Origin of the sequence: Rhodoblastus acidophilus (genome assembly GCF_025961575.1) — a bacterium.
In the GTDB taxonomy this organism is placed as follows: domain Bacteria; phylum Pseudomonadota; class Alphaproteobacteria; order Rhizobiales; family Beijerinckiaceae; genus Rhodoblastus; species Rhodoblastus acidophilus_C.
On the sequence record NZ_JAOQNX010000030.1, the window covers coordinates 14,827 to 24,897 of the forward strand.

The window sequence follows — 10,071 nt, forward strand, 5'->3', positions numbered from 1 at the left end:
AGAGGATCGATCGCGTCGAAGCAGTCTTGGAACGGGTGGAATCGTCGCATGATGTTTTTCTATGGGCTATCCCGTCTCAAGCTCTTCATCGCCTGCTTCGGCGCGCAACCGAACATCGTCGGGCGCGTCTGGTTTCGCGGCCTTGGCAGGTTGTCGATTGGGGAAAACTCTATGCTCGACGCGCGCCAATGCCCGATTGAGCTCTACGTGAAAGCCGAAGGGCGATTGCAGATCGGTGAGGACGTGACGATCGCCTCCGGTTCTTCGATCGAGGCCACCCATTCGGTGACTCTGGGGCGCGGCTGTCAGATTGGCATGTACTGCAAGATTCTCGACACGAACTGGCATTCGTTGCGCCAGCGCGATCAAGTTCCGCGCCCGGTTCCGATCGAGGTCGGCGAGAATGTCGTGCTGGAGGACCATGTCATCCTGCTGCCGGGCGCGCGCATTGGCGACAATGTCACGGTCCGCGCCCATTCCGTGGTGTCGCGCGCCATCCCCTGCGATGTCGTGGTTTCCGGATATCCGGCGCGCATTGTCGAGCGGAGGCGGGCGCCATGATGGTTTTCAAGCTCGTTCGCAGAATTTTCCATCGGTTGATCGACGCGCTTTATTATGAACCGCGCGCAATCCTGGTGCTGCGCGGCTGCGAGTTGGCGCGCGGCGTGCGGGTGGAGGGGGATGTGGTCGTGACTGCGAACGGCCGCATCAGCATCGGACGGCGCGCACATTTTCGTCGTGGCATCGCGCCGCAAGACCTTTCATGCGACGCGGGGGCCGAGATCGTCATCGGCCCGCGCACGATGTTCAATTATGGCGGAATCGTCAAAGCCCGACACGCCGTTCGGATCGGAGCCAATTGCAGGATCGGGTCTTTCGCGCGCCTCGATGATTCCGCGCCGGAGTTCGAGACGAGAGGGCCCATTGTGGTCGAGGACGACGTGTGGATCGCGCATGGGGCGGTTATCGCGCCCGGCGTCACCATCGGCCATGGCGCCGTGGTCGCCGCCGGCAGCGTGGTCGCGCGCGATGTGCCCGCCAACACTTTGGCCATGGGCAACCCCGCGCGCTGCTTTCCACTCGAACTCGTGGCGAGCGGCGAGGGTCAATCGGCGGGCGACGCTTCGAGCCGCCGTGGTCAAGAGCTGGCGGGTGGGCGAGAGCAAGCGCCCGGCCCAAACCAGGCAGGCGCCGCGCTCTAACCGCTACGCGTCGACCGTGAGCGGAGGGGCGCCGAGATAGGCGGCGACTTTTCGTTTGGCCGCAATATCCTTCCACACCGCCTCCACATCGGCGAGGCTGAGCCCGCAGGCCGCGGCCGCATCCGGCGCGGGAACTCCGTTCTCCAGCGCGTAGAGGCAGAGGTCCATCGTGCGGTGGTCGACCGAGAAATAATATTCCTCCTGGCTCTGCGGCATCGACCAGGTGTCGGTCGTCGGCGGCCGCTGGCGGATTTCCGCGGGGACGCCGAGATGTTCCGCGAGCTGGTAGACCTGCGTCTTGTAGAGATGCGCGATCGGCTTGACGTCAGCGGCGCCGTCGCCGTTCTTGACGAAGAAACCCTGGTCATATTCGAGTCGGTTCGGCGTGCCGGCGACCGCATAGTTCAGCCGGTCGGCGTGGTAATATTCCATCTGCTTGCGGGTGCGCTGCTTCATATTGGCCGCCGCGATGATCGCGAGATAGGCGTCGTGCGGCAGGCGCTTGCGTTGCTGCGTTCCGTCGGGCGCGCCCACCACCAGGGTGGAGAGATTGTAGCCCCTGGCGCGCATGTCTTCGTCGAGCACGACTTTGCAGGTCCAGCCCGGCCCGTATTCCGGGACCACCGAGCGGATCGCGGCGTCGCGGCGGGCGTAGCAGCCGCTGGCTGCGAGAACGCCATGAATGTCCTCGGTGACCGTCGAAATTCCCAGTTTTTCCGCGACCAGTTTTCCAAGCCGCAGGCTTTCCGGATCGGAGTCCTTCTCCGGCATGAAAATTCCGAGCACCCGCTTGGCGCCAAAAGCTTCGACGCAGAGGGCCGCGGTCGCCGAGCTGTCAATGCCGCCGGAGAGCCCGACGACGGCGCCGCGCTTGCGGAAGCGCTGCAGGACCTGTTCGCGCAGCGCGGCGGCGATGCGGCGCGTTTCGGCCTCCGCGTCGAGACGCAGGGCGGCCAGGGAAAAGGGGAGCGGCGCGACGACATTCATGACTGGGCCTCCAGAAGCGCGGTTTCGCGGCGGTTGATCTTGCCGCTGTCGGTTTTTGGCAATTCGGTGCGGAATTCGACGAATTTCGGAACCATGAAATCTTCAAGCGCGCGGGCGCAGTGGCGGATCACGTCGCGCTCGCTCAAGCTGACGCCGGGGGCGAGCACGATGACCGCCTTCACCGCCGCGCCGAGCACGGGATCGGGCACGCCGAACACCACGGCCTCCCTCACGCCTTCGAGCTGGAACAGCGCGCTCTCGACCTCCTTGGGGCTGACCTTTTCGCCGCGCGATTTGATGATGTCGTCCTTGCGGGCGACGAAATAGAGAAAGCCGTCGGCGTCCATGCGAAACAGATCGCCGGTATACAAAACCTTTTCCCATGGGTAGGGACCGGGACGCAGGGTCTTCTCGGTGGCCTCGGGATTGCGCCAATAGCCCTGCATCACATGCGGGCCGCGGATCACCAATTCGCCGACCTCATCCGGCCCGACCCTCTCGCCGTTCTCGTCGACCAGCCAGACTTCCGCGCCGGGGATGGCGATCCCCACCGAGGACGGCCGCGCCCTGATCTGGTCCGGCGGTAGATAGGCGCCGCGCTGGCATTCGGTCAGGCCGTACATCGAATAGATTTGCGTCGTCGGAAACAGGTCCTGCAATCGCTCGACATGGGACGGCGGCAGCGCCGCGGCGGCGTTGGTGATGTAGCGCAGCCCGGGATAGTCGCCCGGCCGCAGGTCGCGCATTTGCAGGATCAGCGCGGCCATGGTCGGGACGAGGGGAAAGCCGGTGACGCCCTCGTCGCGGATCAGGTCGAGGGCGCGCTGCGGAAAGGCGAAGGACTTCTCCAGCACCACGGTCGCGCCGACCTTGGCCGCCGTCAGGATCTGGTAAAGACCATAGCCGAACGAGATCGGCAGGACGTTGAGGAGGACGTCCTCGGCTGTATTGCCGAGATAGGCGACAATGGACTCGGCGATCGCCGTCATATTCTGATGCGTCATCATCACGCCCTTCGGGAAGCCCGTCGAGCCCGAGGTGAACAGCAGCATGGCCAGGTCGCAGGCGATGCCCGGGACCGGCAGGGGCCGGTCGAGAGGGCGGTCCCTTGGCGTCAGGGCGTCGGCGAAGGCGGTTTCCCCCGGCCGAAGCTCGGCCTTGGCGCCGACGACCAGCAGGGTCTTGACAAAGGTCTGCTCGCCGAGCGCCTCGCGCGTCATCGCCAGCAGGCGGCCCAGGGTGATCACCGCGGTTGGCCTGCAATCGTCAAGGATGAAGCGCAGTTTTTCCGCCTTGGTCGAGGGATGGACCATGCAGAACACCGCGCCGGCTTTCAGCGCGCCGAACAGGCCGACCACCGCCTCCCAGCAATTGTCGGCGAAGATGACGACGCGGTCGCCGCGCGCCACTCCGTTTCCGACCAGGGTGGCGGCGAGATTGCCGGCGGCCTCGTCGAGCGCGCGAAACGTCAGTCTTTTGTCGCCCTCGACCAGGGCGACTTTTTCGGGCCAGGCCCGCGCGCTGCATTCCAGAAAATGTTCGACGCGCATGGGTTCGCTCCTTCAGGCGGCCGCGGCCAGCCCCTTCTTCCGCGTGACGAAGGCGGCGAGGGCGTCGATCGTGTCGAGATTTTCTGGGACGACGTCGGCGTCGGCGACGGTGATGTCGAAATGGCTTTCGAGGAAGGCGACGAGTTCGAGCACGCCGGTCGAATCGATCATGCCGGCCTGAAGCATGGACTGATCGCCGGCCATATCGCTGATGTCGTCGACGAACAGCAGATCCTGGGCGATGAAGTTGCGAATGTCTTTTTCAATCATGTCTTTCTCCCATCAGGCCGCCGGGGCGCGCCGTTGCGCGGCCCCGCCGAAGAATTGCTCATTCCAAAGCTGTCCCGAGAGCACGCCAACCAGCGCGGTATTGTCGCGAAAACGCGGGGCGCCGCCGCCGGCGCATTTGCGCGCCAGTTTTGTCACCGCGCCCACGTCGAACAGGCCGGCCGACGCGATCGCGTCGGGCGACAGAAGCTCGGCGACATAAGCCGGCGCATCCGCTCCGAAGAAGGAGGCGCTGTCCGGGGCGCGATAGGGTTGTTTCGGCCGGCTGCCGATGGCGGCGGGCAGGCGATGCGCAAAACTCTCGCGCAAAATGTGTTTTTCGCGCAGCCCCTTGAGTTTCAGGCGCGAGGGGAGGCGGGCTCCGAATTCGACCACGCGGTGATCGAGGAAGGGGAAACGGCCCTCGACGCCATGGGCCATGGCGACCCGGTCGCCCTGCGCGGAGAGGATATAGCCCGGCAGCAGATAGGTCGTTTCGAGATATTGGGCGCGCGCCAGCGGCGTCCAGTTCATGAATTCGGCGGGCAGATCGGCGCGCAATTCGGCGAGCGCGTCATAGTTTTTCAGCGCCGCCTTGAGGTCGCCCGAAAAAAAGACTTTGGCCTTGGCCGTGTTGTCGAACCGCGGCAGATGCGAGAACAGCGGATCGTTGACGCGATCGAGCGCCATGCCGAAAAAGGCTTTTAGGTACGCCGGGCTCTGCGCCTGGAGGCCGGGCAGCCAGGGGTAGAGTTTTCCGAACAGCAGGGGTCGCCAAGCCGAATCCGGCTGGCGCGCACAAAAACCGCGCACCTTGGCTTCGCGGAAAATGTCGTAGCCGGCGAACACCTCGTCGGCGCCTTCGCCGGTGAGCACGACCTTGAAACCGCTCTGGTGGACGAAATCGGCGAGCTGGTGGAGCGGCGCCGGCGCGGTGCGCAACACGGGCTGCTCGATGGCGCCGATCACGTGGGGGAACATGGTCGCGATTGCGTTTTTTTCGCAGGCGATGGAGGCGTGCGCCGTTCCCAGCGCCTCCGCCATTTGCGCCTGGAACGCGCTCTCGTCGAACTCGCCGCTTTCAAAGGTCACGGAAAAGGTTTTGAGCCGCTGCGCGACGATGTCGGAGGCGAGCGTGGCGGTGATGGCGGAATCGAGGCCGCCGCTCAGATAGGCGCCGACGGGAACGTCGGAGCGCAGCCGGATGCGCGTGGCGTCGGCGAGGAGGGCGCGCAATTCCTCGGCGCGCGCCGCCTCGTCGACGCGCACTGTGGCGTCCTCGGCGGCGGTCGGAAAGGACAGGCGCCAGTAACGGCGGATTTCGACCGTGTCCGGCGTGGCGATCATCAGATGGCCGGGCGGAAGCTGCTGGATGTCCTTGAACAGGGTGCGCGGCGCAATCGCGCCCCACAGCGTGAACAATTGATCCAGGCCGATGGGGTCGGGGCGCGCCTCGACCGCGCCGGTGGCCAGCAGCGCCTTCACTTCGGAGGCGAAATAGAGGCGGTTTTTCGCGCGCGTCCAGTAGAGCGGCCGCACGCCCATGCGGTCGCGCGCCAGCATCAGTTTTTGCCGGCGCCGGTCCCAGAGCGCGAAGGCGAAATCGCCATTCAAATCTTCGACGCAGGCCTCGCCCTTGGCGCGATAAAGTTCGAGAATGACTTCCGTGTCGGACTTGGTGCGAAACCGCGCGCCCGCCGCGACGAGCGCGTCGCGGATTTCGACGTAGTTGAAAATTTCGCCGTTGAAGCTGATGGCGAGATCGCCGGTTTCGTCGCGCAGGGGCTGCTGGCCTCCGGCGAGATCGATGATACTGAGCCTGGTGTGGCCGAGCGCGACTCGGCCGTCGACATGCACGCCGCAGCCGTCCGGGCCGCGATGCGCGAGGGCGGACGCCATGCGCTGCGCCACTTCCATTGCGTCAGGATCAGAACTTTGCCCCAGCAGTCCGGCGATGCCACACATGCGCAATCCTAAATTATGGCAAGGGAACAAAGGTAATATGCTGCGATGATATGCCGCTTGGTTATGCCGGCAAGCAAATCCAAATATCGTAGTAAATTACCGATTCAATCGAATGAAATAGTCTTGCGGCGGCTTCTTATTTTTTTAGAACTGGCGGCATAAAACGATTGTTTCGTATCGCTAAATTTTTAAGATCGACGAATATTTTAAAGATTCGTCCCGCGGCGCCTGGCGCGCGCGCATGACCTTAGGGCTTGGGGAGCCGCGGGCGCCCCCGGGCCCTTGAGATCACGCCACCCATTTTTTTGATGCGGCGCGACGGGATTCTGGCTACGACTCGGGTCCAGTTCATTTCAGCACACATGAAGAGATGCATGAAGAAGAACTTCCTTCTCATCAGCGCGCATGACTATCGTTCACGACGCAAAGCCAATGTGCATTTCATTGCCGATGAATTGGCGAAACGTGGGACGATCCGATTCTTTTCTTTGAGATTTTCGGAAATAACGCGGTTCCGTCCTGATCCGCGACACGATCTCTACGACCGCGCCAACAAGGTCGAGACCATCAACGGCGTCGATTGTTATCTTTGGAAAACGCCGGTTCACGCGTTCAACACGCGCGTAAAGGCCTTGCGGCCGGTCGAAAATTTGCTTTTCCGCATCTACCAGAGCGCGGCGCCCGATATCTTCAAGACATGGATCCAGGAAGCGACGACGATCATCTTCGAAAGCGGATACGCCATTATCTTCTTCGATCTCGTCGAGCAGCTCAACCCGGAGGCCGAGACGATCTATCTCGCTTCCGATGCGATGAAGACGATCAATTCCGCGAGCTACCCCGACGCGATTCTGCAAAGGGTCGCGCCGGACCTCACCAGCGTCAGCGTGCCGTCGCGGCTGCTGCGCGATGAGTTTCCCATGAGCGCGCGCGTGTTCTACACGCCGCATGGGATCGACCCCGCGATCAAGGATCAGGCCGACCCAACTCCCTACACCGCCGAGCTGAATGCGGTTTCCGTGGGCTCGATGCTGTTCGATCGGGAGCTGATCCGGTCCGCCGCGGAGCTGAGGCCGGACATCACGTTCCATGTCATCGGGTCCGGCGACACATGGCTCTCCGAAAGGCCTGGCAATGTTCTCGTCTATGATGAGATGCCCCATCGCGAAACCTTGCGTTACATCAAACACGCGACCTTCGGCATCGCGCCCTATCGCGGCGAGGCGCCCTATTATCTCGCCGACACGTCGATGAAGCTGATGCAATATGAGCTGTTCGGTCTTCCCACGATTTGTCCGCAGAACGTTGTCGGAGGCAATGCTATGCGCATCGGCTACGATGCGGCGGATCGCGACTCCGTCAACAAAGCCATGCTGGCCGCGATCGCCATGCCGCACATCGCCAAGCGGCGGTTTCTCACCTGGGGCGACGTGACCGATCGCCTGCTCACGCCGGAGCATTATGAGGACACAGCCGTCGTCTGACCGCGCTGCGTTCCCAGGACGCCGCGCGGCCAGTCTTCAGATCAGCTCACGCGACGGTTGCGCGCGAAACTTGAGGACGGACCAGGCGAAGACCAAGATGTCGATGGTATAGCGGCGCAGCAGGCGTCTCGGCTCGTGCGCAAGTCTGAACGCCCATTCGAGCCGCGCGCGCCGCAGCCACACCGGAGCGCGAGGGGTCGCCTGCGAGACGTAATCGAACAGCGCGCCGACGCCGAAAACCAGGCGGCAGTTCAGGTCCTTTGCGTGCCGGTCCATGAACAGCTCCTGCCACGGGTTGCCCATGGCGACGAGCAGGACGTCCGGACGCAGGGCGGCGATTTCCGCGACGACGGCCTGTTCGTCGTGAGTGTCGAAATAGCCGTCGCGATAGCCGACGATTCTGTGCCTTGGAAATTGCGCCGCGAATGTCTTCGCCGCTTTTTCGACGACGTCCGGCTTTGCGCCAAGCAGGAAGATGCGCAGCGGCCGGCGTTGCGACTGCAGGAAGTGCGGGATGAAGTCGGTGCCGTTCAAATTGGCGGGAAAGCCGCGTCCGCTCGTCAATCGGGCCATCAGCTCGATGCCGATTCCGTCGTTGAGCACCAGCATCTTGGACAGAGCGGCGCGATAGGTGGGATTGGCATAGGCGTGGTTGGTGGAATTCGTGTTGCAAAACGCCACAAGACAGGGCTCGGCCTGGTTCATGCCCGCTTCGACCTTGTCGAGCGCTGCGTCCAAGGTCAAGCGCTGAACGCGCATCGGACCAAGGTCGAAGCTGTCGCCTTCGCTCTCGGACGGCTGCGCAACATAGCTTGCAACTCGATCGAACGTTGTCAGTCCGGCGGCATTCGCCATGGAAACACCCTGTTTGAGTTGTCGAGCGCTGTCTCGGGACGATCTGGGTCTTGGAGACCGAAGCTCTTGCCGCCAGGGTGCAAGCGGCGCCAAAGCCGCAGATGGATTGCTTTGGCGCAGTTCGGCGCCGATTTGGCGCAAGCATCCAGGAGCGCCCGCGCCCCCAAGTCATTTCAGGTCAGCTTGGGACGACCTCGCCAGCAGCCCGTTGGGACCGCTGCAAGGCGGCCGAATGGCGGGACACGCAGGCTGTTTTCAGGGATGCAGTTAGGAGAATCTAGATTTTCGTCTGTTTCACTTCCGGCAAAACCTTCTCATCCCGGCTGTGAAAAGCATGAAAATCATCCATGTGGTGCGACAGTACTGGCCGCTCGTCGGCGGGCTCGAGGAATTTGTCGCCCGCCTGGCGCGCGAGCAGCGCCTCGCCGGCGCCAGCGTTCGGGTGGTGACGCTCGACGAGAGTTTTTCGCGGCGCGGCCTGAAGCTTGCCCCGATGGAGACGCATGAGGGCGTCGAGATCGTTCGCATTCCGTTTTACGGATCAACGCGTTATCCCATTGCGCCGCAAGTGCTCGGCCAATTGGCCGGCGCCGATCTCATCCATGTCCATGCCGTGGATTTCTTCTTCGACTTCGTCGCGCTCACCCGGGGGCTGCGGCAATGCCCCATTGTGGCGACGACGCATGGCGGCTTCTTCCACACGGCGAAGCACACGCTGCTCAAACGCATCTGGTTCCACACGATCACACGCCTGACCGCATCGGCCTATCGCGCGGTCGTCGCCAGCAGCCTCAGCGACTTCGAGACGTTCAGCGCGATTGCGCCGCGCAATGCGCGGCTCATTGAAAACGGCGTCGATATTGAAAAATTCAAGGGCGCCGCCAGCCCGCTTCCCTCGCGATCGCTGCTGACCATCGGGCGCTTTTCACTCAACAAGAAACTCGATCTCCTGCTGGAGTCGTTCCGCCAGCTTGTTCGGGACGGGGAGGATTGGCGCCTCGATATTGTCGGGATGGAGTCCGACTGGACCCGCGAAGATTTGCGCCGCGAGATTGCCGCGCGCGGGCTCGAGCAGCGGGTGACGGTCCATGTCGGCGCCGACAATGCCGCCATCGCGCGTTTGATGTCGCGTGCGAGCCTTTTTGTCAGCGCATCGGACTACGAAGGTTTTGGCATCGTTCTCGTCGAGGCCTTGAGCGCAGGCCTGCTTCCCGTGGTTCACGGCAACGAAGCGTTTCGAAGTTTTGCCGCGCGGCGCGGCGGCGTCCGCATCTGCGACTACACCGATCCCATGGCGAGCGCCGAGGCGATCCGCGCCGCCTTCGTCGACCTGGCGGGGGCGCCACACATGCGCGACGATCTCATCAAAATTTCCGAGGGCTATGCCTGGCCTCAGGTCGCGCGGACCTATCTCGAGCTCTATCGCGAATGTGTCGAAGCCTCCTCTCGCGGCCTGCAGAAGCCGATCCCGATTTGAACCTTGCGAGGAGGCGCCCGCGCCCTGCTTTGGTCTGCCTGGTGTAGCCCGGACTGCCCGCTTTCGGCCGAGCCGCGCGCGGGCGTGGATCGGCCGCAGACGCGGGTGCTGCTGGCGCACAGGACAGACCAGGCGCTCTCCACGACTTCCTGCGCATCGCCCGGCGCCAAATGAAGGCGGCGCCGGGCGTTGAGCTGGTATGGTTAGAAAAATCTTAAGCAGTTCGTCGCACACTTGCTCCGAAATATCCGCCATTGTTCGCGCGCGAAAAAGGAGCGTGAGCG

Annotated in this window: 9 protein-coding genes; 4 read left to right on the plus strand and 5 right to left on the minus strand. The window is 63.3% G+C overall.

Features of this window, described 5'->3' with window-relative positions; all coding sequences use genetic code 11:
- Positions 1-48 precede the first annotated feature (48 nt).
- Positions 49-561: an acyltransferase gene (locus M2320_RS18485; RefSeq protein WP_264598536.1), complete on the plus strand. Its 513-nt coding sequence runs from the start codon at positions 49-51 to the stop codon at positions 559-561.
- A complete protein-coding gene (locus tag M2320_RS23265) occupies positions 558-1,202 on the plus strand; it encodes an acyltransferase (RefSeq protein WP_319801451.1) in 645 nt (214 codons plus the stop codon). Before M2320_RS18485 ends, M2320_RS23265 begins: the two co-directional genes overlap by 4 nt.
- A 3-nt stretch (positions 1,203-1,205) precedes the next feature.
- Here M2320_RS23265 and nadE read toward each other — a convergent pair whose 3' ends face one another.
- From nadE to asnB, 4 genes are read right to left on the minus strand one after another with little or no spacing between them, the layout of a single operon-like run.
- Positions 1,206-2,189 (minus strand): NAD(+) synthase, encoded by a 984-nt coding sequence (gene nadE, locus M2320_RS18495; RefSeq protein WP_264598537.1) that lies wholly within the window; start codon positions 2,187-2,189, stop codon positions 1,206-1,208.
- Positions 2,186-3,739, minus strand: a complete 1,554-nt coding sequence (locus M2320_RS18500) for a class I adenylate-forming enzyme family protein (RefSeq protein WP_264598538.1) — start codon at positions 3,737-3,739, stop codon at positions 2,186-2,188. The genes nadE and M2320_RS18500 overlap by 4 nt, the downstream gene beginning before the upstream one ends.
- 12 nt (positions 3,740-3,751) lie before the next feature.
- Positions 3,752-4,009 (minus strand): acyl carrier protein, encoded by a 258-nt coding sequence (locus M2320_RS18505; protein ID WP_264598539.1) that lies wholly within the window; start codon positions 4,007-4,009, stop codon positions 3,752-3,754.
- A gap of 12 nt (positions 4,010-4,021) precedes the next feature.
- A complete protein-coding gene (gene asnB / locus M2320_RS18510; RefSeq protein ID WP_264598540.1) occupies positions 4,022-5,971 on the minus strand; it encodes an asparagine synthase (glutamine-hydrolyzing) in 1,950 nt (649 codons plus the stop codon).
- A 374-nt stretch (positions 5,972-6,345) separates the two neighbouring features.
- Here asnB and M2320_RS18515 point away from each other — a divergent pair, with 374 nt between their 5' ends.
- Positions 6,346-7,455: a hypothetical protein gene (locus M2320_RS18515; protein WP_264598541.1), complete on the plus strand. Its 1,110-nt coding sequence runs from the start codon at positions 6,346-6,348 to the stop codon at positions 7,453-7,455.
- A 36-nt stretch (positions 7,456-7,491) separates the two neighbouring features.
- Here the strand turns inward: M2320_RS18515 and M2320_RS18520 are convergent, their stop codons facing one another.
- A complete protein-coding gene (locus M2320_RS18520; RefSeq protein ID WP_264598542.1) occupies positions 7,492-8,310 on the minus strand; it encodes a WecB/TagA/CpsF family glycosyltransferase in 819 nt (272 codons plus the stop codon).
- Positions 8,311-8,644: 334 nt separating this feature from the next.
- Between M2320_RS18520 and M2320_RS18525 the strand changes: the two genes are divergently transcribed.
- Positions 8,645-9,787 (plus strand): glycosyltransferase family 4 protein, encoded by a 1,143-nt coding sequence (locus tag M2320_RS18525; RefSeq protein ID WP_264598543.1) that lies wholly within the window; start codon positions 8,645-8,647, stop codon positions 9,785-9,787.
- Positions 9,788-10,071: the final 284 nt, after the last annotated feature.

What these genes read in the sequence shown, in the direction of transcription:
- M2320_RS18500 (WP_264598538.1), bottom strand. Translation starts at nt 3,739, where the DNA reads ATGCGCGTCGAACATTTTCTGGAATGCAGCGCGCGGGCCTGGCCCGAA.
- M2320_RS23265 (WP_319801451.1), top strand. Translation starts at nt 558, where the DNA reads ATGATGGTTTTCAAGCTCGTTCGCAGAATTTTCCATCGGTTGATCGAC.
- M2320_RS18515 (WP_264598541.1), top strand. Translation starts at nt 6,346, where the DNA reads ATGAAGAAGAACTTCCTTCTCATCAGCGCGCATGACTATCGTTCACGA.
- M2320_RS18525 (WP_264598543.1), top strand. Translation starts at nt 8,645, where the DNA reads ATGAAAATCATCCATGTGGTGCGACAGTACTGGCCGCTCGTCGGCGGG.
- M2320_RS18485 (WP_264598536.1), top strand. Translation starts at nt 49, where the DNA reads ATGATGTTTTTCTATGGGCTATCCCGTCTCAAGCTCTTCATCGCCTGC.
- M2320_RS18505 (WP_264598539.1), bottom strand. Translation starts at nt 4,009, where the DNA reads ATGATTGAAAAAGACATTCGCAACTTCATCGCCCAGGATCTGCTGTTC.
- M2320_RS18520 (WP_264598542.1), bottom strand. Translation starts at nt 8,310, where the DNA reads ATGGCGAATGCCGCCGGACTGACAACGTTCGATCGAGTTGCAAGCTAT.
- nadE (WP_264598537.1), bottom strand. Translation starts at nt 2,189, where the DNA reads ATGAATGTCGTCGCGCCGCTCCCCTTTTCCCTGGCCGCCCTGCGTCTC.
- asnB (WP_264598540.1), bottom strand. Translation starts at nt 5,971, where the DNA reads ATGTGTGGCATCGCCGGACTGCTGGGGCAAAGTTCTGATCCTGACGCA.